Consider the following 24,317-nt stretch of genomic DNA (forward strand, 5'->3'; position numbering starts at 1 on the left):
CCGGCGAAGTGTCATTCGGCTGATGGTCAGCAGTTGGCATTCTTTGGGCTCCAAGGACGAGCTGCCGGTATATACAGAAAACCACCCGCCTCCCGCCGGGCCGGAAAGTGCTGCTGCAAATCATGAGCTGACCGACGGGGAGAGGCACTCTGTGTGGACCCCAACAAGGGCTCTTCGAATGCGCGATGCCACCTGCGTCCACGCTGCAGACCCGCGTAGCTCCGAGTATGGAACCACCCACGAGCTCCTGCAATGCCTCGCCAGGGTTCGGGGTGCCAGCCTCTCGACGGTGGCTGTCAGCCGTTAAAAGCTGCCGGCGACTATCGCTGCCAAAGCCTGGTCAGGCAGCTGGCCCGGCGGCGGTAGCTACGCCTAGTCCTCCAGGTCGAAGTCCAGGTCGAGGTCCTCAACGTCGCTCAGCTTCCGCCAGGTGGATCCCACCGGGGCGGCTCCGATGGTCGCAGCGATAGGCATCCGGTCCACGGCGACCAACTGGTCCAGGTCCAGGCCGGTCAGCTCGGCGATGTCCCTGATCGGGGCCTGGAACGTCCGGAACGGGCCAAGCGGCGGGACGTCCTCAACTGCCCCGGGCCGCGGCACCTCGGGCATCTCGGCCAGTTGCGGGGTCTGGTCCACCACGTACCCGGTCGCCGCGAGTTCGCCCTCGTGGATGAAGACGGCGACCTTGAAGAACCGCAGCGGGATGTCCGCGCCCCGGTACACCGGATCGTGCACGCTGAAGACCGGGCCCGTGAAGACGACGATCCGGCTGCGGTACTGGGCCGCGTGTTCCTGAAGGTAGTCCTCGATGCCCAGCCACAGTTCCAGGCCCTGGTTGAACTTCGCGGCCTGCGGGGCGGCGTTGGTGTAGTGGAACGTGTCTTCATTGGCCAGCTCGGCCTCCGCCACCGTGTCACCCCAGACGGCCGAGGACCGGCGCACCAGGTGGCCGCGGTCTATGTCGTTCCGGGCGTAGACCCGCTCCCCCGTCTGCTGGTCCAAGGGGAGCCGCGGATCCAGCTTCCAAGGGATGCCCGCCCGGTCCAGGTCCATCAGCTTACTGCCGTCAATGTCCACGCCTGTGACGGCCGCCAGGCGCTTATCAGTGCGCATCAGCACCGAGAAGTTCGCGTACGGCAGCAGGACTGTCTCCACGCCTGGCAGGCCGGGCAGGGGCACGCGCTGGTCCAGGAAGTTCTCGTCGAAGCCTTTCCTGCCGGCATAATCTTTGGCGCTTCTGGTTGCGGTCAGGTCGGTCAGCAGTTCGTCCATGACCGGACCCTACCAGTGCAGTGTTACTGAAAGGTGAAAGGAACCTGCATGCAAACGGACGCCCGCTGATGGGAAAGCAGCCGGTCCCGGCGTCCTGGACGAAAGCTGACGGGCCCGGCTGCCTGTCCCGCGGGCTGGAAGGCGCCGGCCCCCCCGGAACCGATGCATTCTGACCGCCGCGCCTTGAAGACATGGATGAGCGACTTAGGGAACTGGAATTCCGTCGCTTCCGCCCCGCCGGGACGTGATTGTCCCCCTGTTAGCTTCGGCGAGAGTCGGGGCCACGGCGCAGTTCCCGCCCGCGCTGGATGTCGTACTCCTCCTGCTCATGAAGTTTGTCGCTCTTCTTCGTGCCGCGGTGCGGCAGCCGAAGTGAGCTGTCCCAACAAGCCAGCGGGGGTGGGGCTGCTATGACCTGCGGGTGGGATCCGGATTCGGCGGTCCGGGGTCTGGAACGGGCAGCGGTCCTGGTGCCGGATCAGGATCTGGCTGCGGCGAAGTCGGGTCGGGGGAACCAGGTCCCTGCGGTCCAGGTTCAGGAGGAAATGGATCCGGTTCAGGCAACGGTGGAATAGTCATAAGGTGCTCCTTGTGTGTCTGGGGAAGGATCCGGATACCCGGACGCCGGGATCAGGATACGTCCGGGCCGGCGCGGAGAACAGAGTGCCCGTCGAGCCCGCTTTCGGGTCGCCGACTGGCCCGGCGGTGGTGGACCAGCACGTCGCCCCTTAGCCGCTCTATCCCCGCCGGTCCCCCTTACGGCCACAGTGTCCGGTGAATACGTGGCATCGGCTGGCGGCTCGAGGCCGCTGGCAGCCAGGCTGCAGTGCGAAGGTATGGGGGTTTGCGGGCCGGTGGCGCGGTGCCGGACGTTACCGGCGGCGTCGGCTTGCCGTTCAGGGGGACCTCCGGGCACAGATCGGTAATGTGTCCCGTTCCGGCGTACGCGCGCACTGCCTCGATGCCAGCCACTGCTGCCTGCTTGTCGGGAAAGGAACGGGAAACGGCCATCACCGTTCCATCCGGAGCCGTGATCCTAAATCTGACCCCCATGTCCTCATCGTCACTGAAGAGTTCATACATTCCAGCCATGGATCTCCTCCCCAGGGCGGCCGATACGCTTGCCCGTGCAGTTCCGGCGTCGGGTCCGAAACACTGCCCTGTGTTCCGGACCCTACGGTCTGCTGACTTGTCGGCGGTCCTCCCGGAAAGGGTGGGAGCCGCAGGGTAATCAACAAAACGCAAGGGCAGCCAAAGTCTGAATCAGGCCACACGCCCGCGGCTTAACCTACCTCGAAAATTCCACGCCGGCCAGTAAACCAGCCACCGCGTGATGCTCCGCAGGGCAGGGACTAATCCAGCAGCGAGGCTTTCCCGGCCAAGAGATTCGCCGCGGCCGGCGACCGTATCGTCCCGTCCCGCCCGATAGCTGCAAAGCTCAGAATCGGCGGGACGGCGCGGAGCCGAACAAGGATGGAGTACGTTAGGCCCGCCACGCAACCGGCAGCGGGCCGGACAAACAGCGAGACGTGCGGGCGCCGCCCCATACCCCTTGTTCAGGGTAAACCCCGGCTTTTTCCAAGCTCCATGAATGACACTCGCATATGTCCCGGTGTTCAAGTCGGAGCGCCCGGCACTACCGGGACGCCGGGTCCGGAGCACTCCCCCAAGTTTTCTCCGGACCCGGCTACCCGACACCCTCTGCCCAATGCCAGCCCGGCGAAGGCACACGCTGGCCCAGGAAGGTCATGTCGAAGCCTTCCCGCCGGCGTAGTCTTGGGCGGCCGCGGCCGCGGCAGTCGCCGTCAGCCGTTCGCCCATACCGGACCCTTCCAGCGCACACTGGCAGCCGGGAATGGCAGGTAACGGTTTTCATCTTCAGTCCAGCAGTGACCGCGGTGGATGGCCAAGTGAGTAAGCACCCCTGCTTTCTTGCGCGAGGGTGTGCCTAACTTGATGGCGAACGAGGGTTTCTACCTCGGAGACGCCTCCCCGCCTCCGAATTTTTGCCGGTCCTAAACATGTTCCCGGCTATTGTTCGGGGGCCCTTCCCTAGTCCGGTTCCGTGCAGAAGCTTTTAGGGTCGTCCGCGCCGGGCAAGTCTGGTGGAACTCAGTGACGTCCATCGGTCAGTCCGCAAATGGGTTATGCCGTGGCTGCGTTTGGAGTAATTTGGGTAGCCACCGGGCGGCGGCGTCCGAGCCCAGCCCCCTGTTGCACACGAGGGATGTCATGGCCAAGAAACCCACCAGCAGCGCAGCGAAACTGTACCGGCCGATCGGGCTGGCCTCGGGACTGATTGGCGGCGTCATCGCCGGCCAAATCTTCAAACAGGTGTGGAAGCACGCCGCCCCAGGCGACCGTGACCAGGCCCCCACCGCCCTGGCCAGCGACTACGCCCTGAAAGAGATCCTGATCGCCGCCGCCATCCAGGGTGCTATTTTCGCGGTGATAAAGACGATCCTCGACCGCGGCGGCGCGCGGCTCTTCGAGCGCTGGACCGGAGAATGGCCCGGCAACTGACCACCGACCTATGGCTTGCAGCCATGGTATAAAACGAGGATCCGGGTGCCGAAAAGAGCAGCGGGGCACCTTCTCGTATGGGTTGTAATAACCTCTGGGGCGTGGTCACCGTCTAGGGTCTTCGGCGTCCGTGCCTGTACCGCGGGATTCGATGAATTCCTTAAACCTGAGCATATCTGCCCTGACCTGCATGTTATCGAATCCCAAGGCTGCCCCGGTTTTCTCTGCCAGGTTTTCCGGGGACCATTCCAGCCGGACCCAGACACGGGGAGCGCGCGGGCCCAATTGCGTGAACGACACGGCTCCAGCGTGGGAGACGCCGTCGGTGCTGCGCCACGCAATTCGCTCGTCCTCGCGGTCTTCTATTGTCTCGGCATCAAATTCCCGTTCGGCCCCGCCGACGTTTGTCACCCAGTGGGTGATCCTGTCACTGACCCGCGTCACCGATTCCACGCCGGACATGAACTGCGGAAAGAATTCAAACTGCGACCACTGCTCGTATACGGTGCGCACGGGAACATCCACCTCGATGGTCTCTTCGACAGTCTGCATTGTTCCTCCTCCTTCATTCATGACCCAGCGCTGCCTGTGCCCACCGCTCCGAACCCGACCAGGGCGACCTCGAAAATGACTGTCAAGGGAGCGGCAGCGACGTATCCGTCCTTTCACGGTGTACGTACCCAGCCCTGGCCAGCTGAATCGGAAATGCCCGGGCGGACCGATATTGGTGGCCGTCCTTGGCACTTGGCGCTGCTCAAGATCGGGCAGGCGGCTCTCTGGGGCAGTCGCCTGGTCGCAGAGAGTCAGGGCTGCTCGTGCTGGGCGGGCAGCTCGCGCTCCGCGGTGAGGATTCTCCGAACGAAGATGATGCACTGGTCATCGCTGAGGCTGAAGGCGCTGGCGACTGCCTGGCCTCGTTCGGCATCATGCACCGTCTCCATTGCTGCCTGCAGATCAAAGTTGAAGGGCCAAAATCGTGGGCGGCAGTTCCGACTCGGGGGCGACCTGTTCCGCCAGGCCGCTGTACTGGTAGGCGTCCGCGAGTCGCTGTTGGATGCGCTCCGGCCCGGTTGCCAGGGTGTCAATCGCGTGTTCGATTACGGAGAGCATGTGCTGCGCCCGCATGTGTTCCATCGGTTGCTTCCTGGTCGGCGCCAAGGTCGTCTGCGAGTCCGGGCAGTGCTGTCAGGGCTTCTTCGGTGGCGGTGGTCTCGGCGAGCTGGCGTTCCTCATCGACGGACTTGTCGTGGGGCAGACGGGCCCAGCGGACCACTGCCGGAAGCAGCGGACCCTGGATAACCAGGGTTACGACGATGACTCCGGAGGTCACAAAAATGATCATGTCCCGTCCGGGGAACAGGGCTCCAGAAGCCAGTATCTCAGGGACAGCCAGTGCCGCGGCGAGCGACACGGCCCCGCGGAAACCTGCGACTCCGCTGACTACCCGGGCACGGTTGCTGACCCTGCGCAGGCGCTGCTCAGGCCGCCTGCCGATGAGCCGGATCGCATAGGTGGTGACGAACAGGAAGAGGAAGCGGATGCCGACCACCACTGCCGAGACTGCCGCCACAGCCAGCAGTCCGGTCGCGAGGCCTACGCTGCTCAGCCCCCGGACAGCGGACGGCAGCTCCAGGCCAACCAGGACGAAGAGGGCGCCGTTGAGCAGGAACGCTGTCAGGGACCAGAAGGATTCGCCTTGCCGACGGGCTCCGGCCCGGATCACCCGGGGACCGATCTGGCTCATGAACAGTCCGGCCACGACGACGGCCAGGACCCCTGAGGCGCGGACGGTCTCGGCGAGCAGGAAGGCGGTGAAAGGGGTCAGGATGGAGACGACGTTGGCCAGCAGACGGTCCTCCAGGCGGCGGTGGATCTGCATTCCAACCCATGCAGTCATAGCCCCGGCCACTGCTCTGCGCCGTAGGCTAGCAGGAACAGCCCCGAGATGTGGGGAACGTCGAAGTGCTCCTCGCCGACCGTGATGCCCACGGCCAGGCCGTAAATCACCACGGCGGTTCCGTCATTGATGAGGCTCTCGGCACGCAGCACAGTGACGTTACGGCGGGGAAGCGCACGGGGCGAGTACCCCGAAAGCGGTCGCATCGGTGGGGGCGACGGCGGCGCCCAGAACCCAAGCGGGCCCCCAGGGCAGGCCGAGTGCGTGAGCGACCAGGGCCACGCCCCCGGCGGTAGCGATTACCAGCGCCGTACTCATCAACACGATACCGCGCAGGTTGTTCCGGATTTCCCGCAGGGACGTGGTCAGACTTTCCCAATACAGCAAGGCCGGCAAGACAGGAGCAGCACGGTTTCCGGAGGCAGATGAACCTCACGCAGTGTGGGAATGAAACCCAACAGGACACCGCTGGCCGGCAGCAGTACCGGGGCGGCGACCCGGACGCGGCGCGCCGCGATGTTGCACACCAGGACCACCACGCCCAGAATCACGACCAGTTCAAGTCCAAGCACGAATACCGCCTTTCACGTGGTCGGTTGCTCCGCTTCGCCGATGATCCCCAAGCCTTCCTCATCCATTACTAGCTTGCAGCCAATAGGCAATCGGACGGCGTCAATGTCCTCCGGGACGCACCCCTGGCGGGTGCCGCCGTAAAAGTCCCGAGCCGACGACGCCTGCGTAGGGGGATGATGGCATCCATCCGGCCGGTGGGGGTTGCCGCGTGAAGGACGAGTCGTGTTCGTCGTGGAGGCGGCCGAGGGGGCGTTCCGGCCACGTCCTTCCGAGGATCCGGTGATGAAGATGCGGGATAGTCGAGGACCTCCTTCCAGGTGTTCGGGTGTCAGTTCTGGTCGATGAGAGCGCCGCGGCGGGTCAGGACCCAGACGAGGAGCGCGACGATGACGATGCCCAGGGCGGTGGCGGTGATGGTAGGCCACCCGCCGGCGGCCCACAACGGCCCGGCGAGGGCGGAGCCAATCGCGCCGCCCAGGAAGTTGCTGACGACGAACGCGGTGTTCAGGCAGCTCCGGTTCTGACCGGGCAGGGACAGCAGCCGGGTTTGGCCGAGCACGAGGGTGGCCTGCGCGGCGAGATCCAACACGATCACGATCACGATCAGGGCGATGACGGAGGACTGTGCTAGCCAGGCGCCGACAAAGGCGACGGCCAGGAGGCTGAGCGCGACTCCGGAGGCTGGCACTGACCAGCCGCGGTCGTGGAACATTCCGGCGCGCCGCGCGGCGACTGCACCTACGAGGCCCGCGAGGCCGAACAGGCCAATCTGGCCAACGCTGAAGGAGAACGGCGGCGCCGACAGCAGGTCAGCGAGGTCCAAAACAGGGAGAACACGGAGAACACGGCGGCGCTGATGAGGATTGTCGGCGCGGCGGCGCGGTGCTGGGCTACGGTGGTGAACACGGACCCGAGCAGACGGAAAGTAGTTCGTGGCCGGGCGCTGTTCCAGCCGCGGGATCATAAACGACAGCACGACGGCGAGTGCGACGGTGAGGATGGCGGCGAGGACGTAGATGGCGCGCCAGCCGACGAATTCCGCTACAGCTCCGCTGATAGTGCGGGACAGAAGCACGCCGATGAGTGCTCCGGAGGCGATCGTGCCCAGCACACGCCCGCGCTGTTCGGGAGCCGCCAGCTCACGGCCAGCGGGGTCAGCAACTGCGCCGAAACGGTGGTCAGTCCCACTCCGCCGAGCGCGGCGAGCGCCTGGAGGAGCTAGAGAGGGGGCAACGGCTCCGCCCATACCAAAGGGACCGTTCCCAGCACCCTTGAGGCATGCGAAGGTAGCTCTGGGCTGAGTTTCTCCGAATTGCGTTCCTGTCGCGTCAATCGGTTCCCTGCGAGTGGGAGTGCGCAAGCAGGTCATGCCGCTGTTGCGGGTGCTTATCGATCGCCCGCTACCGGCAGAACCATGCAAGCATCCGAGTGAGGGCAGGACCTCACTGTTCACGGGAACGGACTCCTCGCACTTGCTGGCTCATCCATTGGCAGGTCAGTTCTACTTACCCCCAGATCCTCGATGTGCGGCTACCGGGTGCCGCCAATCGAATCGTCGAGCGGCGCGGGAGGGTACTTCTCGGTCCCCCAGCGATGGTGTTGAACATGGCCCTGATTCTGTGGGCCGGCCGTCAGGACTTTCTTCTTCTCTGCCTTGGAGCGTCCGGGGAAGCATTCCACTGACGGCACGAGTATTCCGATTCAACCTGTGATGAGTCCTGCACTGCCCCTGCAGTTCAGTGTCGAAGGGGCAGTGCAGGGCAGGGTTTACGCTAGGCCTGAGGCGCGGTGAGGGGCGATTTCGCCGGGTGTGCTGACATCGGAACCGACGCTTTGGCTGCTGTGATCCGTCCTAGAAGCAGCGCCAACACTAGAGCGATGATCACAGGTACGCATACCGAGAGAACGATGATGCTGGTGTCCACGCCGAGTCCGATGAGGACGCCGCCGAAGATCGGGCCGACAACAGATCCGAGTCGGCCCAGTGAGGCCGCCCAGCCGACGCCGGCGGTCACCGTTGCTTGGGGGTACAGCGTCACTGCCACCGCGGCCTGGCCGATCATGCCGGCCTGAAGTCCGAGGCCGACGCCACCGAAGACCAGCAGCAGCAGCGCTTTGTCCGGGCCGAGGAAGGCAGAGATGACAAGGAACGCGATCGCTGCTGCCGAGGTTCCAGCCAGGACCGACGTCATCCGGTATCGACGAGATCCGAGGATTAGTACGCAGGCACCGATGATGCTTCCTACGCCCAGGGCCGCCGACCCCAGCGGTGCTAGACCGGTACTGAAGCCGTAACTGGTGAGCAGGGTCGGCAACCACGACGAGAACACGTAGAACACGGCAAAGATGAGGAACGAAAAAGCCCACAGGAGAAGCGTTCTGCTTCGTACGGAGGCATCGAACAGACGCGCAACCGACGCATGGTGCTTGGCCTCGGCCGCGTCGATGGGCGTGCTCGATACGTAGCTACCGGACAGCCCGAACCACAGGAACGGCAGAAGTACAGCAGAAGCGATGGCTCCAGCAATGAACACCCATTCCCACCCAAGTGCGCCCACGATACCGCTCCCGGCCAGCCCGGCGATGAGAGCCCCGACAGAGATGCCAGTCATCACGACCACCGCAATCGATTGACGCAAACGACCGGGATTGACTGCGGTCGCATGGGAGACGGCGGCTGGCAGCACGGCACCCAGTCCCAGGCCGGTCACGAAACGTACAATCGTCAGCTGCAGAATCGAATCCGACCACGCTGTCAGCAACGATCCCAGGGTGAACACCACGACCGCCGAAAAAATGACGTTTCTGGTGCCCATTTTGGCCACGAGGCGCCCTACCGCCAGATACCCCAGAGCCACTCCAGCGCTGGTCAGCGCAAGCGCAGGAGTGAAGTGCGAGGGTGCAACACCCCAGTCCTTTGCAATCGCCGGGATGGACACGCCCAGCGCGACCGTGTCGTATCCATCGAGCACTATGGCCGCACATGCGAGACAAAGTACCCACCAATTCGGTTTCGTCTTTTCCTGCTTTTTAGGTTCGCTCATCGTGTCCATTGGACATCCTTACGGTTGTGAGGGCTTCGAATACAGTCTCGAAGCGGGGGCATGCCACCATCGGCGGTCCGCGAGTCAGGCCGTGGACGAGGCACCGGCGTCGCAGCTGTGTCATGGCGGTTTCTCCGTTCACGCACGACATGTGCTCTCTCGGCCGTCGGCCCGCCACATTGCGGGCTGGCGAGGTTCTCAAGTGTGGTGAAGATCATGGCACTGCGTTAGTTCTATCTCCTTAGCGCTGAAAGATCAAGACCCTACTGCCTTGACACAAAGTATCTTAGTACTGTTATTCTTTGGCATGACCTAGTTCACATTCCGGTCGCTTCCGCGAGTGCGTGCTAGGCGGCGAACAGCGTGGACGGCAACCTGAGTGACTATAAAGATTGGTGGACCCTGAGGATGACAACGCAGAGCAGCGCGGGCATCGTGGACCGGCCCGCGGGTACTGACTCCGAAGGATTTATCCCCTTCCGGGGCTTTGAACCGGGCGTGGACACGCTGAATGAGATTTATGTTGGCGGGGTCTGGGCCCGGGGGGCGGGGGCACTGATTGAGTCCGTTAACCCCGCAACTTCTGAGGTCTTCGCAACGCTCCATGGTGCCACCATTGACGATGTTGATCTAGCGGTCGCAGCCGGCCTGGCGGCCATTGAAGAGTCCGGTTGGGCCCGTAAGTTACCGCACGAACGCGCTGCTGTTTTGCACAGGATCGGTTCGGCTATTGAAGCCAATGCAGACCGGATCGCTTTTCTGCAGACCCAGGACACCGGTAAAACGCTCAAGGAGACACGGGCGTTGGCCATGAGCGCTGCGGCCACGTTCCGTTTCACCGCATCGGCCCTTGAGACCATGGAGGATGCGCTAACCCCGCCGCGGGGTGACTACTTGAGTATCTCCACCTATGAGCACATCGGTGTCGTGGCTGCCATTACACCGTGGAACTCCCCCATTGCCAGCGACGCGCAAAAGGTTGCTCCGGCCCTTGCCGCGGGCAACGCCGTCATTATCAAACCGCCGGTCTGGGCACCCTGGGTGTCGCTGCTGCTGGCAAGGATATGTGACGAGGCTGGACTGCCTTCGGGCCTGCTTTCGGTCCTTCCCGGGCCGGGAAGGACCGTCGGGGACGCTCTGGCACGGCACAGGGGTGTCGGCAAGGTTTCCTTCACCGGCGGCACCTTAACCGGTCGGCAGCTGGGCCGCATCGCAGCCGAGAAAATCATGCCGATCACGTTGGAACTGGGCGGAAAATCGCCAACCATCATCTTTTCGGACGCGGATCAGGATCAGGCCGTTGCCGGGGTGCTTTACGGAATCTTTTCCTCCAGCGGCCAAAGCTGCATCGCCGGTTCGCGGGTATTCATCCAGCGGGCCATCTATGACACCGTGCTGGCACGCTTAGTCGAAGGAGCCACAGCCCTGCGGGTGGGTCCAGGCACCGACCCTGGCACACAGGTGGCACCTCTTGTTGCCCATGCCCACAGGGACTCCGTTGAAAAAATGGTTGAGGATGCGAGGGCAGCCGGAGCGCAGATCCTGTGCGGCGGAGCACGGCCAGCGGAGCCGGAACTGCAGCAGGGCGCATATTATCTGCCCACCATCATTGCCGGCGTGGCCAACTCCGATCTGATCTGCCAGGAGGAGATTTTCGGTCCCGTGGCTGTGGTTCTTCCCTTTGATGATGAAACTGACCTGCTGGCCCAGGCCAACGACAGTGTGTTTGGTCTGGCCTGCGGCATCTGGACGGCTGACTACCGGCGGGCCTGGCGCATCGCGCGCGCCGTTGCTGCGGGCACCGTCTGGATCAACACGTACAAACAGTTCAGCATTGCCACCCCCTTCAGCGGCATCAAAGAAAGCGGGCTGGGCACCGAAAAAGGCAGGGACGGTATCCGCTCCTACATGCGCCAAAAGAGCATATACGTCGATCTTTCCGGTGCCCCATTGCCTTGGGCCGGCGCATGAGATCCGCAGCACATTCCAATCCATCCCCAATGAAAGGCAAGTCAGTGAGTGCTCACCCCTACAGTCCGGCATACCAGGCCGGGGGTTTCGGCTTCGTGTCCGGGGCGTTGTCCGTTGACGAAAACTACATCCCCGTTAGTGGCCGAATCGAGGCCATCGAGGCCGCTGCAACCAGGCTCTCGGAACGGTTGGCGACCATCGGCATGTCTATGCAGGACATCGTCAAGACTACCTACTTCGTCACGGACCTGACCTTGCGCGAAGAAGCGAACAGCCACTATGAGCAGTTCTTCAGCGCTCCCCGGCCGGCAAGGACGTTCGTGGAAGTTTCTGCCCTGCCGTACGGTGCCACGGTGGAAATTGAAGCCATTGCCCACCGGGGCCAGGAGTGAATCATGACTACCGTCACTTTGCACACACGGGGACCGGAAGAATCTCCCCAGGAGAATCCGGTCACTGACCGGGCAACGACCGGGGAGCCCACCGCACGGACCCTGAGGGTCCAGCAAAAAGCGTGGGAATCGGACGGGGTAACCAGCGTGACCTTCGCTGACCCGTCCGGAGCGCAGCTGCCCCAATGGCAACCCGGTTCCCACTTGAGCCTTCACCTGCCCAACGGGCTCATACGCGAGTACTCGCTATGCTCGGACCCGCTGGATTCGACCAGCTGGACGGTAGCTGTGCTCCGGACCCCTGATTCATGCGGAGGCAGCCAACACGTCCATGAGGGTCTACCGGTGGGAGCACTCCTTAAGGTTGAAGGCCCGCGTAATAACTTCGCGCTCGAAGACGCCGGACGCTACGTGCTGGTCGCAGGCGGGATCGGCATCACCCCGATCATCTCCATGGCGCGGCAACTGCACGCAGCAGGCGCGGACTGGTCGCTGCTCTACACCGGCCGGTCCCGCGCCACTATGGCCTTTCTTCCCGAGATCGTGGCCCTGCCCCAGGACCGGATCACCATCCACGCCGACGACGAAGCCAACGGCAGCTACCCTGACCTGGCGGCCGCTGTCGGAGACCTGAGCCCGGATGCGCTGGTTTACGCCTGTGGTCCGGAACCGCTGCTGAAGGCTGTTGCCGGGGCCATGGAGGACGAAGCGCAGCTTCGAATCGAGCGGTTCAAGGCACCAGAAAAAGTTGTCGTCCCGGCGCAGAGCGAGTCGGCGTTTGACGTGGTGTGCAACAGCACCGGCCAACGGATCCCCGTGGCCCCAGATGTGTCTGTGCTTGATGCCCTCAACAACGCCGGCATCGACGTTCCCAGCTCCTGCGCGGAAGGAATCTGCGGCACCTGCGAAACACGCGTCATCAGCGGCGACGTGGAGCACCGTGATTTTCTCCTCACCCAGGCCGAGCAGGCGGCAAACAAATCCATGTTCGTATGCGTCTCGCGTTGCCGCTCGGCCGAACTGATTCTTGATCTCTAACCCTCGAAAAGTAAGAAGGTAGCCCCATGAATTTCTTTGCCGCAGAGCCTGTCTGTAAGTTGCGATCTCTTCGGTCGGTGTCCCTGAAAGTGCCGGAAACGGCACGTGCCAAGGATTTCTACCACGAGGTCTGGGGCCTTTCCACCGTCGAGGAGGACAGCGACCGCTTCTGGCTCCGCGGAACCGGCTCCGAGCACCACATTCTAAAGCTGGAAAAAGGCCAGCAGAACGCGCTTGGCGGCGTGGCCTTCGCCCTCGCAACGCCCCAAGAGGTGGACCAGGCCGCCCTTAAGCTCGCTGCTTTGGGTATTCCCCTCTTCCGTGAACCCGGCCCACTGGACGACGCTGCCGGCGGATACGGCCTGCAGCTGGTTGACCCCGAGGGCAGGCTCGTAGAGCTGTCCGCGGACGTTCACGCCGTCGTTAGCCAGGAGCCGTCCGGACGCCGGGCAATCCCGCGCAAAATTGCCCACGTCGTGTTGAACACGATTGACATTGACCGGGCCACAGCCTTCTATACCCAGGTCCTGGGCATGCGGGTCTCGGACTGGTCCGAGCACCAGATGTCCTTCCTTCGGTGCAATTCCGAGCACCATGTCATTGCCTTCAACCAGGCCCCGTGGACAGCAGTCAACCACGTGGCGTACGAAATGCAGAGCATCGACCACTTCATGCGCGGTATTGGGTCCCTCAAAACCCACGGTATTGCGCCGCAGTGGGGACCGGGACGCCACGGTCCCGGGGATAACACCTTCTCCTACTTCACCGACCCTGCAGGCCTGGTTTGTGAGTACACCTCGGAAGTGGCGCAGGTAGATGAAGACAGCTGGCTGTGCCGCACGTGGAAGCGGACCCCGGAACTGTCGGACCAGTGGGGAACCGCCGGGCCCCCCACAGTTAACGTTCGCACGGCTATGGCCGGAATCCCCGATGACGGCTACCGCTCCCTCGTTGTCCCGGGCAGCGCCGACTACTTCACTGTTCCGTCGGCAGATTCGGCAAGTCATGCAGCTGCCCACTGAGGCAGCTCCGGCCACCCGAAGCCTGGGCAGCCGTATCTCCCTCCACGGTGTATCGCTGGTGGTCCGTGGTGAAGGAGCGCCCGTCTTCCTGATGCACGGCATCGGGGGTAATGCCTCATCCTGCGGGGCGCTGGCACAGCTGCTCAGCGAGGCCGGCTACCGCACGTTCTGCTGGGATGCGCCAGGGTACGGGGAGTCCGGGGATCCGCTGGGGCCGGTCGACCATCCCGGGCTCGTCCTGCAAATTCTGGCTTCCCTCACCCTTGGACCCGCACACCTGATCGGGACCTCGTGGGGAGGAGTTATCGCCACCCGAGCGGCAGCGCAGGCACCGGGTGCTGTGCGCTCCCTGGTGCTAGCGGACAGCACCCGAGGTTCGGCCGTTACCGGGGAGTCAGCGCACCGGATGCTTGCACGCGTCCCCGAACTGGCCGAACTGGGGCCAGAAGCCTTTGCCGACCGGCGGGCTTCCAGGCTGCTCTCGCCAGCAGCGGATGCTGCGACAGCCGCGGCAGTCAGGTCCGAAATGGCCGCGGTCCGACTGCCCGGTTACACAGCCGCAGCGACCATGATGGCAGCTACCGACACATCGAATGTGCTGCCGTCTCTGCAGGTACCATCACTGGTCCTGGTCGGCGAAGACGATGTAGTCACCGGCGTTGATGAATCCAGGATCCTCGCCGAATCCATAACAGACGCCTCATTCAAGATCATTCCCCGAGCAGGCCATGCCGCAGTGCAGGAGAAGCCGGCAGAGATGGCGACATCGATTCTAGAGTTTTGGAAGAGGCTTACGTGACACGGTTGATAGTAGTCACCGGCTCTGGACGTGGACTCGGATTCAGTATCGCTGAACGGCTGGCAGCCGGAGGCGACCGCATCGTCATCGCTGAGAAAAACGCCGACATCGCAGAACGCGCAGCAGCCACGCTGCGGGAACGCGGCTTCGATGCCACGGCAATCATCACCGATATTGCCGACAAAGACTCCGTTGCGGCTTTGGCCGATGCCGTCCGGGAACTGGGCGGGGCAGATGGCCTGGTCAACAATGCAGCTCTTGCCGACGGCGTTGGCGGGGACACCTTCTGGGACCTTGAAGCGGACTTCTTCCAGCGGGTCATGACTGTGAACGCCTTCGGTACCTGGCTGGTGAGCAAGTACCTCTATCCACAGCTGGCACAAAAGCAGACTGCCGCCATCGTCAACGTCGCTTCCGACGCCGCGCTGTACGGCTCACCGCGCCTGGTCCACTATGTCAGCTCCAAAGGCGCAGTCCTGGCAATGACCCGGACCATGGCCCGGGATGCGGGAGCAGCCGGGGTCCGTGTAAATGCCGTATCCCCGGGCCTTACCAGGGTCGAGGCAACCGAGTCCGTGCCGGCCTCCCGCTACCGGCTCTACGAAGAGACCAGGGTGTTGGAAAGGGACCAGGTGCCCGAGGATATCTCCGGGGTCGTCCAGTTCCTGCTCTCGGACGCGGCCACGTACATCACCGGCCAAAACATCATCGTGGACGGCGGCTTCGTCATGGGGCACTGAGCCACCTAACACCACCCACAACATCGCCCATTCTCGAAAATTACCCCCAGGACGCCGGGCTCCGGCTGATGATCAAGGAGACCACCAGATGGATCTGCAATTAAAGGACCGTACCGTCGTTGTGACGGGAGCGAGTTCCGGCGTCGGCCTGGCGACCGCCCGTTACCTCCTCGCGGAAGGCGCCAAGGTAGCTGCCTGCGCCCGTGATGCCAGGCGCCTCGCGGCGGCTTTCGATCAGTTTGCGTGGGCTGATAAAAACTCCATCTACCTGGCCACCTGCGATGTGACCGACCGCAAAGCCACCGACGCGTTCGTTGCCGGGACTTTGGAGAGCTTCGGGGCTGTTGACGGGCTGGTGTGCAATGCCGGCCGCTCCCTCATGGCTACCCTGGATGAGACATCTGACGAGCAGTTCCGCGAAGAATTCGACCTCAAGATTTTCGGGGTGTTGAATATCGTACGCTCGGCGCGGGCTGCGCTGGCCGCGTCACCGCACAGCTCAGTGGTCAACGTCAATGCGATCCTGTCACGCCAACCTGAGCTGCGCCTGGCCGCTACTTCAGCCGCGCGTGCCGGGTTGTTGAACCTGAGCCACTCATTGTCCGAAGATCTCGCCGCGGACGGTACACGGGTCAACTCGGTGCTGCTCGGCCTGGTCGACACCGGCCAGTGGCGTCGGCGATTCGAGCAGTCAGGCAGCCGCCTGGACTTCACGGAGTGGAGCGCCGAGATCACCAAGGACCGGGGGGTAAAGCTGGGGCGCTTCGGAACTGCCGAAGAAGTCGCCTTCCACATTCTTACCCTTCTATCCCCGCTAAGCGGCTACACCACAGGAGCCACGATCGACGTCGGCGGCGGTGTAGGCCGCTATGTGTAAGGCACCTGCCATCGGGCTAACGCTCAACGGCATGCCCGGCCCTGATCTACGAAAGAGATAAGACATGTCCATGGAACAAGGAACGAAAATGCCCCAAAACCCAACCGGCGGTGACATCCTCGTCCGGGTAATGCGCAGGCACGGCATTGACACCGCCTTCGGTGTCATCAGCATCCACAATCTTCCCCTCATCGAGGCCGTGGACCGGGAACTGAACTTCGTCGCCGTCCGCCACGAAGCCGCGGCAGTAAACGCGGCGGACGCCTACGCGCGCGCTTCGGGCAAGTTCGGAGTCGCCCTCACCAGCACCGGAACGGGTGCCGGCAATGCTGCCGGGTCCATGGTGGAGGCGCTGACCGCAGGCAGCCGCGTGCTGCATATCACCGGCCAAATTGACAGTGAATTCCTCGGAAGCAACCGCGGAGTGATCCATGAGGTCCCACGACAGCTGCAGATGCTTCACGCAGTATCGGGCTACGCGCGGACCATCTTCAACGCCAAAGATGCCGAAGCAGATCTGGAAGAAGCTATCGCGCACCTGCTGACCGTCCCTCATACACCGGCCAGCCTGGAATGGCCCATCGACCTGCAATACCTGGCCCTGCCCGAGGAGCAGCGCCCGGCGGACTCCCCCGGGCAGCCCGAAGCCTCCATCGACGAGGAAGCTGTGGCCAAAGCCGTTGAACTGCTCTCGCAGGCCAAAAGGCCCCTCATCTGGGCAGGCGGTGGAGCCGCGGGTGCCGGTACAGCCCTGGCTGAGCTGCTGCACCGCCTCGGCGCCGGGCTGCTGACCAGCAATTCCGGCAGAGGCGTCGTACCCGAAGATGATGATCAGGTGATCGGAAACTTCGCTACCACCCCTGAGGCTGCGGCACTCCTCGCAGACGCGGACGTGCTGCTGAGTGTTGGAACACACTTCCGTTCCAACGAAACGAAGCACTACTCCATGGCGCTGCCCAGCACACACATCCAGCTTGACATCGACCCTGCAGCCATCGGCCGGGTCTACCCGGCCGATGTCGGGCTGGGGGGTGATTCCCGGATCCTGCTCGAGCAGATCGTCGCGAAACTCCCCGCCCCCAGCGTCGAGGCGGGCTGGACCGAACGGGTACGCGCGACCCGCCGCAGCGTCCGCGCCGCCCTTACCAAATACATCGGCGGATATGCCGAGATCTGCGAAAGCCTTCGCAGACGGCTGGACCGCGAATCGGTGATCGCCCGTGACGTAACGATCCCCTCCAGCCAGTGGGGCAACCGGCTGCTGGAAATCTACTCGCGGGAAACGAATATTTTCCCGCTCGGTGGTGGCATCGGCCAGGGACTTGCGATGGGCATCGGCGCCGCCTGCGCCCGTCCCGGAATCCCGACGGCGGTAATCGTCGGGGACGGCGGACTGGCGGTCCATCTCGGTGAACTTGCCTCACTGGGCGGCTCGGGCGCCTGGTGCGTAGTGCTGGTCTTCAACGACAGCGGATACGGAGTCCTCCGGAACATGCAAAAAGCCAACGGCTTCGCCGAAGCCGGCGTGAACCTTTACACACCGGACTTTGACCTGTTGGCCCAATCACTGCACCTACCGTTCTGGCGGGTCCGCGGCTCCGGACAATTCGATCAGGCCCTGGCAGAAGCGCTGGCGGTCCGGGGACCGGCCGTCATCGAAATCGACGTCACAGCTCTGGACCCGGCGCCGGGACCGTTTGTGCCGCCGGTGCATATCCCCAGCCGGAACCACTAGAGGGACGAGGAAAAAAATGGCACTGACAGAACCGCTGATTTTGGACAGTCCACAACCGGACACAGGGCAAACCCGGCATCGGGTCGTCTGCCTTCACAATGGCACCGGATCCGGCGACTGGTACAGCCGGCAGGTGGCTGCCTACGATGCACAAATTTGGGAAAAGTTCGACGGCGCCTTTCTCCGCGCCACCGTCACGGAAGACCAGCTTGAAGAGTGGGTCTCAGGTGCTGCGGCAGCGCTCCGGGACGGCGGGGTCACCCCGGTGCACCTGGTGGCCTCCGGCCGTGCCGCCTACGGCACCATCGTGCTCGCCGGCCGTTATCCCGAGCTGGTCAAAAGCCTGATTCTTGGAGACCCGGAGGTTGACACCTCCATCGAGGGCTATGCCCATTCGCTCCAGCTCGTTCAGGCACCATCGCTGGTTATCGCCGCCGTGCCGCAGGCAGACACCGACATAGCCGAGCCGCAAAGCATCGCCGGAGGAATCGACAACGGCGTCTTCGTCATCATCGAAAACACCGCCGTCCCCGCACACCGAACACGGGCTGACTCTTTCAACGAGTGGGCCACATCATTCATGAACATCGCCGAAGGCCTGCACACCTTCGCCGAACCAGAGGAGGACTTCCATGCCTGAACAGTACCTAGAACCGAATCAGGCCTTGACCAGGCCTGCAACTCCCTACGAGAAGAAACTCGCCGGGGCACTGAGCGAGGTCTTCGCGGGCGGCACAAAAGATCTGCCAGGGGTGGTTGCAGGTCTGAACGGCCTTGGTCTCAATGCTCCGGATGGCACCCCGTGGGACGAAGCCCGTTTCCGCGCCGAAATGCGACGACTGGGAGAATAAGAAATGACAACTACAACACAAACCGCACGTCCGACCAGCGGGAAGAGCAAGACAAAAAACGTCGTCGGCGTCCGCCACGAAGTCAATGCCAAAGAACTGGCAGCCATGGGGCTGCGGGACCGCTGGTACCCCATCTACCCCTCCCGCTTCGTCGGCGTTGGGGACATGGTCAAGGTTAAGCGCCTGGATGTGGACTGGCTGCTGTTCCGCGACGCCACCGGACGTATTCGCATGCTCGAGGACCGCTGCCCCCACCGCAGTGCCCCCCTCTCCGTCGGTCAGCACCTCGGAGACCGTGTTGCCTGCAAATATCACGGAGTACAGGTCAACGGAAACGGTACGGTAGTCTCCGTTCCCGGCATGCCCGGATGTGCCCTCGAAGGCCGAACCGTTACCACCTCGCTGGCAGTTGCAGAAGCAGCCGACACCATCTTCGCGTTCATGCCACTGACAGCTGACTCCGAGGTAACGGAGTTCAAGCTGCCGGACCGCCTGGACAATCCGGACGTTTCCTGGTTCTCGAACTTCGCCGAATGGAAGGGGCCCTGGCGCTTCTACATGGACAACGTCCTGGATCCGATGCACGGCGCTTTCCTCCACCGCGACTCGCACTCAATGTTCGGCGGAGACACCAGCGCCCGCTTCCGCATCCGCGAAACTGACCGAGGCTTCTTCTTTGAGAAGACGGACCAGCGCGGCGTGAACTTCGACTGGGTCGAATACTGCCGCGAAGCCATGGACTACGTCGATCTGGAAATCCCCTATGCCGAGTCCGCAGGACCCGGCGGGACTTTTGGCATCGTCGGCATGGCCACTCCCATTGATGCGAACAACTCCGCGATTTTCCACTGGCGCACCCGCACCGTCTCCGACTGGGAGCGCGACGTCTGGCGATTCATGTACAAGACGACCCTTGAAGAAAAGCACTGGGCAGTCCTGGAACAGGACCGGGAAGTGCTCGAAGCGCTCGCCGCCGACGCTGACAAAGATGAACACCTCTACCAGCACGACCTCGGCGTCGCACGGATCAGGCGCGTATACGAAGCCGACGCAGAAAAGCAGGCCGCTATCCTCAGAGGTGAAGGGCTGTAATGGATGACTCCATGCTGCTGACAGTCTTTCTGCGGCATGATCAGTCCCAGCACCTGGAACAGATTCAAGCCGGGCTGGATGAACGGGACTGGTGGAACGGCTTCCCGCCTGAAGGTTGCGAGATCGTCTCTTGGGTAGTCGCCATGGGTGTCGGCCAAATAGTTACTCTGCAGCTTCCGGCTCGTCTGCTGAATACCGTCAACGTCGAGCTGGAACGGCGGGCCTGGGGTGTCTTTTCCACCGAGTTCTATCCGACGTATGACTTCCTGCCAGTGCGCGAACGCCTGCGCCGGGAGTCCAACGAAAGGGTAAGTCGTTGACCAGGGTGAAAGCGGCGACAGTTCCCGAGCCTCCGCGCGACAAGATGTTCAGTAACGCACGGTTGCAGGGGCAGCACTTTTTCCTGTCCGGCATGCATGCCGGCGGTAGTGGCGGCATTGTCGGTGGAAGCGATACGTATCGTCAGGCGCGAGAGACCTTCCGACGGATCAAAGAGCTTACCGAAGCATGCGGGGGCACAGTCGATGACATCATCACACTGCGCATCTACCTCACCGACATCTCCGATAAAGCGCTGGTCGGCAAGGCCAGATCCGAAATCTTCTCGGGCGACTTTCCGTGCTCCACCCTGGTGGAGGTTAGCCGTCTCGTCGAAGATGGGCTGACGGTGGAAATCGAAGCACAAGGCATTATCGGGGCTGCCCACCAGGATTAGGGCCAGATGCCCTGGTGACACGGGCTGGGTGGATACGTCCTCCCCCGTTCTGACCCTCCGAAAGTCGGATTGTTGTCAGCAATCCGGCTTTTGGAGGGAACCACTTTCCCTCCCCCCAAGCGCTGAGTAGCGCGTGAAAATCACCCGGTAGTTCAGCGTGGTATTCGAATGAGCACAAGTGCCTTCGAGCGTGATGAAAATATTTACCTCACTGCGCTTCGTAAACCACCTGCGCGAGCGGAGCCAACTACCTAATCAAGACTCGAAGGACATCATGAAGTCAGCGCGCACCCGCCGTGTCGGAGTTATCGGTTACGGCGCCATTGGAGTGCCCGTCGTCGCTGGGATCACTGCGGGACGGGTCGCAGGGGCTGTCCTGGAAGGAATTATCTCCCGGAGCCCGCTCAGTAATGTTCCGGTGAAACAGTTGGACCTGGCGGAGGCTCTGGAATGCTGCGACCTACTGGTCGAATGTGCAGGTCAGGAAGCACTCGTCGAGCATGCTGAGGATGTGCTCCGGGCGGGTGTTGACCTGCTCGTGACCTCTATTGGCGCCCTGGCAGATAGAGAATTCTCAAAACAGCTTCACGCCGCCGGGCCAGGCCGGCTCTTCCTGACATCCGGCGCAGTTGGCGGCCTTGACCTTTTATCCTCCGGCGCCCGTGCGGAAGGCTATGAAAAAGTCACGATTACGACGACGAAGTTGCCGGGCTCCCTTATCCAGCCCTGGATGAACGAGGCTTTGGTTGAGGAGATACGCAATGCTCGTGGTCCACTGGACGTTTATGAAGGATCGGCCGCTGAAGCCGCGCTGTTGTTCCCTAAGTCCCTAAACGCAGGCGCCGCCGTTGCTATCGCTGTTAACAACTGGGACGCTGTGACGGTCAGAGTAAGGGCAGACCCCGCAGCGGAACTGACCAGCCACGTCATTGAAGCTTCTGGAAACATCGGGGAATACCGGTTCGAAATCCGCAACAAGCCCTCTGAGGACAATCCGAGGACGAGTGGAGTAGTACCGTTCGCCGTACTACGATCCCTGGAATCCATTATCGGTGGCCGAGGCGGATTGATATGAGCGCAGCAACAGCCCTGAACTGCTGACCCCGGCGTCGCATCGGGCACTAAGCCTCCCCCGCCATCCGCGGATTCCTCCCGGTTAGAACCGCGCCAGGAGCACCGGCAGGTCAAACTCTGTTACAACTTATGCCCCGATGAGAAAAGACGCAGGAGTTTCAGGAGTTTTGGCCAGCCGCCTCCAGTGCATTGACATCAGATGCGACCACCGATGCCTCTGCCTTCTTGAGTAGCGCTGCTAGTTGATCCAGCTCCGATGATGTCAGACCGCTCAACATCTGACGTTGCTTGTCTAAATGCTTACCGAATGCCTCATCGATAACAGCTTTTCCGTGAGTGGTCAGCTGGGCGTAGACAACCCGTCGGTCTTCGCGTGTCCGGACTCGCTCGATGAGGTTTTGCTCCTCCATCCTGTCCAACCGGAAAGTGATACCACCGGTCGTGAGCATGGAGGATGTCGCGAGTTCCCCGGCAGTCTTCCTGTGTGGTGGGCCAGAGCGGCGCAGGTTGGCCAGGACGTCGAAGGACGCAAGTGTCAGCCCGTATTCATCAAAATAGGAACTTTCGACAGCGCGGACCTGATTAGCCAGCCGCAAGAGCCGCCCAAGGACGCCAATCGAGCTCGCATCCAGATCCGGCCGTTCGCGCAGCCAATCCGCCAGAATGAGGTCAATAGCGTCAGCTTCAGTTGTTTCGTCAGGCATGGCCCTGTCCTTTAGATGTAGATAGTGCATCTTAACACTGAGCTTTCCGGCGATCAATAACTCAGGTCGATTCCATTCAAGGTCTTGTTACTTAGTGGAATCTACCTTAGTGTTGAGATAGTTAGAGTTGAGGGAGTTACTCCTTAGCTTTGCTACGTTTTCTTGGTTTACATCGCCCCAGTTCGAGAGGTTTAACAATGAGCGAAACCGTAAGTGCACCAACAACAGATCTTGAAGAGCTCATCGATTCGTCCATAGCGTCCCGTGAGAGCCGCGTCGTTGACTTCGACACTCTGAAGTTTCAGACGAAAATGGGAGACAAATTCCGGCGTGGCCAGGTCCGCTACATCGGCTCCGGAGCCACCGGGGACCACTCGGATGACAACAACATCCTCCAGGCCGAACACTTCACGTTCTCCAACATGGTTCTGCCTGCCGGCTGCGTAGGACCTGAGCACACTCACCCTGACGTCGAAGAAGTATTCTTCGTCCTCGAAGGACAGGTGGAGTTCAGCGTCCACGATGTCGAGGACGGCACCAAGAAGGCCAGCCGTGTTTTGGGCTACCGCGACCTCATTCGTGTTCCTGCAGGCGTGCCGCGAAGCCTTCGCACTGTCAGCGAAGAAGACGCGCTGATCTGCGTAATCATCGGTGCGAAAAAGCCGGAGATTCCTTTCTACCCGCCGACCTCCGAGATGCACGGAGTCACTCGCTAGAAGTGTTCCTCCAAGAAGCGTGGGTACCAGCTAGAGCTGGTACCCACGCTTCCTGGTGCAGCTGTGGGTACCAGCAGAAGACATTGTTTTTCATTTGTGAAATTGAGTAGCAGCATCAGCTGCATGACGATGGAGTCGACAACATTGGCCAAGCCAGTTCCCCCATTCCACCCAGCACACAACCTAGGGAGGGCAATCGCCGTCCTAGCGATCAAGGCGGTGAGCAAGTGACCGCGGCAGTGGGAACCGTCCGAGCCAGCCAGCCAGGCATACCCACAAATCAGCTGACACGTCATTGTTGATTCGCTTGTCGCACATGGCATCAGGCGGGCACACGTTGTCCCCGGCGAGAGCTTCCTGGATGTACTTGACGGGCTTCACGACTCAACGATCGAGACCATTGTCTGGCGCCGCGAGGGTGGGGCCACCTACATAGCCGAGGCCGACGGCAAGATGAACCAGATGCCTGGCATTGCCATGGTTACCCGTGGCCCGGGTGCGGCCAACGCTCACGTCGGACTGCACACGGCGTGCAAGATTCGACTCCGATGGTGCTGTTCGTGGGGCTGATTCCGTTCGCGCACGGTGACCGTGAAGCTTTCCAGGAATTCGACATTAAAGCCTGGTTCGACACCGGAGCTAAGCGGGTCATGGTCCTGGACCACGCGGACAGTGCCTCCGAGATCGTCGCCGAGGCCATGTTCTCTGCAATGAACGGCCGGCCCGGCCCCGTCGCAAGCCGTTGTTCGTCACCGGTGGAAATGACTGGACGCAGGAGGGGGCCGACCAGCTCACCGCCTGGCTGGAAAAGCATCACATTCCCGCAGCGGCGGAATGGCGGACGCAGGGGACCGTTCCGTTCAGTTCCCCGTCCTACGTCGGCCCTATCGGTTACGGTCGCCCGCGTCCCACTTATGACCTGCTCGGACAGACGGACCTGCTGATCTTTGTCGGTACTATCCCGGGTGACGTCATCACGGACGGGTTCCTGTGCCGTCAGGACTGGTCCAAGAAAAACTTCCTCGTCACCATCGACCCCTCCCTCCGAGGCAGGTCAGGGGCCAGTCTCCTACCAGATCGTTGCCAAACCGGACGTGTTCATCCGCGACCTCGCCAAGATCGAACTCCCGGTCAAGGACGAATGGAAAGCCTGGACGGCACGGATGCGCACTGAGCAGGAATCCTTCGCCGCGCTCCCCCAAGCGAAGCCTACCCTCGGCCAATGCGAAATCCTGTTTAGTCCCGTGACTTTCGTGAACTGCCGGGCGGGCACGCCTGCGCA

General features: G+C 62.3%; 28 protein-coding genes and 1 pseudogene. 18 read left to right on the forward strand and 11 right to left on the reverse strand.

Features of this window, described 5'->3' with window-relative positions; genetic code table 11:
* Nucleotides 1–372: 372 nt before the first annotated feature.
* A complete protein-coding gene (locus J7I85_RS19355) occupies nt 373–1,272 on the reverse strand; it encodes a DNA/RNA non-specific endonuclease (protein WP_214855716.1) in 900 nt (299 codons plus the stop codon).
* A gap of 756 nt (nt 1,273–2,028) precedes the next feature.
* Nucleotides 2,029–2,364 carry a YegP family protein gene (locus J7I85_RS19360; protein WP_214855719.1) on the reverse strand — a complete coding sequence of 112 codons (336 nt, stop codon included), beginning with the start codon at nt 2,362–2,364 and terminating at the stop codon, nt 2,029–2,031.
* 1,140 nt (nt 2,365–3,504) lie between these two features.
* Here J7I85_RS19360 and J7I85_RS19365 point away from each other — a divergent pair.
* Nucleotides 3,505–3,795: a DUF4235 domain-containing protein gene (locus J7I85_RS19365; protein ID WP_214855722.1), complete on the forward strand. Its 291-nt coding sequence runs from the start codon at nt 3,505–3,507 to the stop codon at nt 3,793–3,795.
* Between the two features lie 105 nt (nt 3,796–3,900).
* Here the strand turns inward: J7I85_RS19365 and J7I85_RS19370 are convergent, their stop codons facing one another.
* The 6 genes from J7I85_RS19370 to J7I85_RS25235 form a co-directional block, all read right to left on the reverse strand.
* Complete coding sequence (locus J7I85_RS19370) at nt 3,901–4,347, reverse strand: SRPBCC family protein (RefSeq protein ID WP_214855725.1); 447 nt, start codon at nt 4,345–4,347, stop codon at nt 3,901–3,903.
* Nucleotides 4,348–4,598: 251 nt separating this feature from the next.
* Nucleotides 4,599–4,736 (reverse strand): hypothetical protein, encoded by a 138-nt coding sequence (locus J7I85_RS19375; RefSeq protein WP_214855727.1) that lies wholly within the window; start codon nt 4,734–4,736, stop codon nt 4,599–4,601.
* A gap of 13 nt (nt 4,737–4,749) precedes the next feature.
* The gene (locus tag J7I85_RS19380; RefSeq protein ID WP_214855730.1) at nt 4,750–4,905 is read right to left on the reverse strand and encodes a hypothetical protein; all 156 of its coding nucleotides are present in this window, start codon (nt 4,903–4,905) and stop codon (nt 4,750–4,752) included.
* Nucleotides 4,877–5,692 carry a cation:proton antiporter gene (locus J7I85_RS25225; protein ID WP_251024573.1) on the reverse strand — a complete coding sequence of 272 codons (816 nt, stop codon included), beginning with the start codon at nt 5,690–5,692 and terminating at the stop codon, nt 4,877–4,879. Before J7I85_RS25225 ends, J7I85_RS19380 begins: the two co-directional genes overlap by 29 nt.
* Nucleotides 5,689–5,898 carry a hypothetical protein gene (locus J7I85_RS25230; RefSeq protein WP_251024581.1) on the reverse strand — a complete coding sequence of 70 codons (210 nt, stop codon included), beginning with the start codon at nt 5,896–5,898 and terminating at the stop codon, nt 5,689–5,691. The genes J7I85_RS25225 and J7I85_RS25230 overlap by 4 nt, the downstream gene beginning before the upstream one ends.
* Nucleotides 5,852–6,088 (reverse strand): cation:proton antiporter, encoded by a 237-nt coding sequence (locus J7I85_RS25235; protein WP_308159555.1) that lies wholly within the window; start codon nt 6,086–6,088, stop codon nt 5,852–5,854. The genes J7I85_RS25230 and J7I85_RS25235 overlap by 47 nt, the downstream gene beginning before the upstream one ends.
* A 29-nt stretch (nt 6,089–6,117) precedes the next feature.
* Here J7I85_RS25235 and J7I85_RS25240 point away from each other — a divergent pair, with 29 nt between their 5' ends.
* Complete coding sequence (locus J7I85_RS25240) at nt 6,118–6,336, forward strand: hypothetical protein (RefSeq protein WP_251024574.1); 219 nt, start codon at nt 6,118–6,120, stop codon at nt 6,334–6,336.
* 257 nt (nt 6,337–6,593) lie between these two features.
* Here J7I85_RS25240 and J7I85_RS19390 read toward each other — a convergent pair whose 3' ends face one another.
* Entirely contained in the window at nt 6,594–7,634 is a 1,041-nt protein-coding gene (locus J7I85_RS19390; RefSeq protein ID WP_308159556.1) for an MFS transporter, read from the reverse strand.
* A gap of 403 nt (nt 7,635–8,037) precedes the next feature.
* Nucleotides 8,038–9,318, reverse strand: coding sequence for an MFS transporter (locus J7I85_RS19395; RefSeq protein WP_214855736.1), 1,281 nt, complete (start codon nt 9,316–9,318; stop codon nt 8,038–8,040).
* A 354-nt stretch (nt 9,319–9,672) separates the two neighbouring features.
* On the opposite strand from J7I85_RS19395, the gene J7I85_RS19400 reads away from it, so the two are divergent.
* The 14 genes from J7I85_RS19400 (at nt 9,673) to J7I85_RS19465 (ending at nt 21,616) form a co-directional block, all read left to right on the forward strand.
* Nucleotides 9,673–11,280 (forward strand): aldehyde dehydrogenase, encoded by a 1,608-nt coding sequence (locus J7I85_RS19400; protein ID WP_374102500.1) that lies wholly within the window; start codon nt 9,673–9,675, stop codon nt 11,278–11,280.
* A 44-nt stretch (nt 11,281–11,324) separates the two neighbouring features.
* The gene (locus tag J7I85_RS19405; RefSeq protein WP_214855739.1) at nt 11,325–11,672 is read left to right on the forward strand and encodes a RidA family protein; all 348 of its coding nucleotides are present in this window, start codon (nt 11,325–11,327) and stop codon (nt 11,670–11,672) included.
* A 3-nt stretch (nt 11,673–11,675) separates the two neighbouring features.
* Nucleotides 11,676–12,710 carry a PDR/VanB family oxidoreductase gene (locus tag J7I85_RS19410; RefSeq protein WP_214855742.1) on the forward strand — a complete coding sequence of 345 codons (1,035 nt, stop codon included), beginning with the start codon at nt 11,676–11,678 and terminating at the stop codon, nt 12,708–12,710.
* A gap of 26 nt (nt 12,711–12,736) precedes the next feature.
* Nucleotides 12,737–13,732 carry a VOC family protein gene (locus tag J7I85_RS19415; protein WP_214855745.1) on the forward strand — a complete coding sequence of 332 codons (996 nt, stop codon included), beginning with the start codon at nt 12,737–12,739 and terminating at the stop codon, nt 13,730–13,732.
* Nucleotides 13,716–14,531, forward strand: coding sequence for an alpha/beta fold hydrolase (locus J7I85_RS19420; protein ID WP_214855748.1), 816 nt, complete (start codon nt 13,716–13,718; stop codon nt 14,529–14,531). Before J7I85_RS19415 ends, J7I85_RS19420 begins: the two co-directional genes overlap by 17 nt.
* Entirely contained in the window at nt 14,528–15,271 is a 744-nt protein-coding gene (locus tag J7I85_RS19425) for an SDR family oxidoreductase (RefSeq protein WP_214855751.1), read from the forward strand. The genes J7I85_RS19420 and J7I85_RS19425 overlap by 4 nt, the downstream gene beginning before the upstream one ends.
* Before the next feature lie 88 nt (nt 15,272–15,359).
* Complete coding sequence (locus J7I85_RS19430; protein ID WP_214855754.1) at nt 15,360–16,148, forward strand: SDR family oxidoreductase; 789 nt, start codon at nt 15,360–15,362, stop codon at nt 16,146–16,148.
* Between the two features lie 88 nt (nt 16,149–16,236).
* The gene (locus J7I85_RS19435; RefSeq protein WP_251024576.1) at nt 16,237–17,883 is read left to right on the forward strand and encodes a thiamine pyrophosphate-binding protein; all 1,647 of its coding nucleotides are present in this window, start codon (nt 16,237–16,239) and stop codon (nt 17,881–17,883) included.
* 16 nt (nt 17,884–17,899) lie between these two features.
* Nucleotides 17,900–18,523, forward strand: coding sequence for an alpha/beta fold hydrolase (locus J7I85_RS19440; RefSeq protein WP_214855760.1), 624 nt, complete (start codon nt 17,900–17,902; stop codon nt 18,521–18,523).
* A complete protein-coding gene (locus tag J7I85_RS19445; RefSeq protein WP_214855763.1) occupies nt 18,516–18,734 on the forward strand; it encodes a recombinase-like helix-turn-helix domain-containing protein in 219 nt (72 codons plus the stop codon). Before J7I85_RS19440 ends, J7I85_RS19445 begins: the two co-directional genes overlap by 8 nt.
* Nucleotides 18,735–18,737: 3 nt before the next feature.
* Nucleotides 18,738–19,826: a Rieske 2Fe-2S domain-containing protein gene (locus J7I85_RS19450; RefSeq protein WP_214855777.1), complete on the forward strand. Its 1,089-nt coding sequence runs from the start codon at nt 18,738–18,740 to the stop codon at nt 19,824–19,826.
* Between the two features lie 11 nt (nt 19,827–19,837).
* Nucleotides 19,838–20,146: a hypothetical protein gene (locus J7I85_RS19455; protein WP_214855780.1), complete on the forward strand. Its 309-nt coding sequence runs from the start codon at nt 19,838–19,840 to the stop codon at nt 20,144–20,146.
* Between the two features lie 5 nt (nt 20,147–20,151).
* Entirely contained in the window at nt 20,152–20,541 is a 390-nt protein-coding gene (locus J7I85_RS19460) for a RidA family protein (RefSeq protein WP_308159559.1), read from the forward strand.
* A gap of 178 nt (nt 20,542–20,719) precedes the next feature.
* Nucleotides 20,720–21,616 (forward strand): aspartate dehydrogenase domain-containing protein, encoded by an 897-nt coding sequence (locus J7I85_RS19465; protein WP_308159557.1) that lies wholly within the window; start codon nt 20,720–20,722, stop codon nt 21,614–21,616.
* 157 nt (nt 21,617–21,773) lie between these two features.
* On the opposite strand, the gene J7I85_RS19470 is transcribed toward J7I85_RS19465, so the two are convergent.
* Nucleotides 21,774–22,319 carry a MarR family winged helix-turn-helix transcriptional regulator gene (locus J7I85_RS19470; protein WP_214855797.1) on the reverse strand — a complete coding sequence of 182 codons (546 nt, stop codon included), beginning with the start codon at nt 22,317–22,319 and terminating at the stop codon, nt 21,774–21,776.
* 197 nt (nt 22,320–22,516) lie between these two features.
* On the opposite strand from J7I85_RS19470, the gene J7I85_RS19475 reads away from it, so the two are divergent.
* Nucleotides 22,517–23,035 carry a cupin domain-containing protein gene (locus J7I85_RS19475; RefSeq protein WP_214844101.1) on the forward strand — a complete coding sequence of 173 codons (519 nt, stop codon included), beginning with the start codon at nt 22,517–22,519 and terminating at the stop codon, nt 23,033–23,035.
* Nucleotides 23,036–23,329: 294 nt separating this feature from the next.
* Nucleotides 23,330–24,267 (forward strand): annotated as a pseudogene (locus J7I85_RS19480) (thiamine pyrophosphate-binding protein); the annotation flags it as partial.
* Nucleotides 24,268–24,317 lie beyond the last annotated feature (50 nt).

The sequence above is a fragment of the Arthrobacter sp. ISL-65 genome, assembly GCF_018613795.1.
In the GTDB taxonomy this organism is placed as follows: Bacteria; Actinomycetota; Actinomycetes; order Actinomycetales; family Micrococcaceae; genus Arthrobacter.

Bases quoted from the DNA above. Each gene is read 5' to 3' on its own strand.
- J7I85_RS19355 (WP_214855716.1), bottom strand. From the start codon at position 1,272: ATGGACGAACTGCTGACCGACCTGACCGCAACCAGAAGCGCCAAAGAT.
- J7I85_RS19360 (WP_214855719.1), bottom strand. From the start codon at position 2,364: ATGGCTGGAATGTATGAACTCTTCAGTGACGATGAGGACATGGGGGTC.
- J7I85_RS19365 (WP_214855722.1), top strand. From the start codon at position 3,505: ATGGCCAAGAAACCCACCAGCAGCGCAGCGAAACTGTACCGGCCGATC.
- J7I85_RS19370 (WP_214855725.1), bottom strand. From the start codon at position 4,347: ATGCAGACTGTCGAAGAGACCATCGAGGTGGATGTTCCCGTGCGCACC.
- J7I85_RS19375 (WP_214855727.1), bottom strand. From the start codon at position 4,736: ATGGAGACGGTGCATGATGCCGAACGAGGCCAGGCAGTCGCCAGCGCC.
- J7I85_RS19380 (WP_214855730.1), bottom strand. From the start codon at position 4,905: ATGCTCTCCGTAATCGAACACGCGATTGACACCCTGGCAACCGGGCCG.
- J7I85_RS25225 (WP_251024573.1), bottom strand. From the start codon at position 5,692: ATGACTGCATGGGTTGGAATGCAGATCCACCGCCGCCTGGAGGACCGT.
- J7I85_RS25230 (WP_251024581.1), bottom strand. From the start codon at position 5,898: ATGCGACCGCTTTCGGGGTACTCGCCCCGTGCGCTTCCCCGCCGTAAC.
- J7I85_RS25240 (WP_251024574.1), top strand. From the start codon at position 6,118: ATGAACCTCACGCAGTGTGGGAATGAAACCCAACAGGACACCGCTGGC.
- J7I85_RS19390 (WP_308159556.1), bottom strand. From the start codon at position 7,634: ATGACCTGCTTGCGCACTCCCACTCGCAGGGAACCGATTGACGCGACA.
- J7I85_RS19395 (WP_214855736.1), bottom strand. From the start codon at position 9,318: ATGGACACGATGAGCGAACCTAAAAAGCAGGAAAAGACGAAACCGAAT.
- J7I85_RS19410 (WP_214855742.1), top strand. From the start codon at position 11,676: ATGACTACCGTCACTTTGCACACACGGGGACCGGAAGAATCTCCCCAG.
- J7I85_RS19415 (WP_214855745.1), top strand. From the start codon at position 12,737: ATGAATTTCTTTGCCGCAGAGCCTGTCTGTAAGTTGCGATCTCTTCGG.
- J7I85_RS19420 (WP_214855748.1), top strand. From the start codon at position 13,716: ATGCAGCTGCCCACTGAGGCAGCTCCGGCCACCCGAAGCCTGGGCAGC.
- J7I85_RS19430 (WP_214855754.1), top strand. From the start codon at position 15,360: ATGGATCTGCAATTAAAGGACCGTACCGTCGTTGTGACGGGAGCGAGT.
- J7I85_RS19435 (WP_251024576.1), top strand. From the start codon at position 16,237: ATGCCCCAAAACCCAACCGGCGGTGACATCCTCGTCCGGGTAATGCGC.
- J7I85_RS19440 (WP_214855760.1), top strand. From the start codon at position 17,900: ATGGCACTGACAGAACCGCTGATTTTGGACAGTCCACAACCGGACACA.
- J7I85_RS19445 (WP_214855763.1), top strand. From the start codon at position 18,516: ATGCCTGAACAGTACCTAGAACCGAATCAGGCCTTGACCAGGCCTGCA.
- J7I85_RS19450 (WP_214855777.1), top strand. From the start codon at position 18,738: ATGACAACTACAACACAAACCGCACGTCCGACCAGCGGGAAGAGCAAG.
- J7I85_RS19455 (WP_214855780.1), top strand. From the start codon at position 19,838: ATGCTGCTGACAGTCTTTCTGCGGCATGATCAGTCCCAGCACCTGGAA.
- J7I85_RS19470 (WP_214855797.1), bottom strand. From the start codon at position 22,319: ATGCCTGACGAAACAACTGAAGCTGACGCTATTGACCTCATTCTGGCG.
- J7I85_RS19475 (WP_214844101.1), top strand. From the start codon at position 22,517: ATGAGCGAAACCGTAAGTGCACCAACAACAGATCTTGAAGAGCTCATC.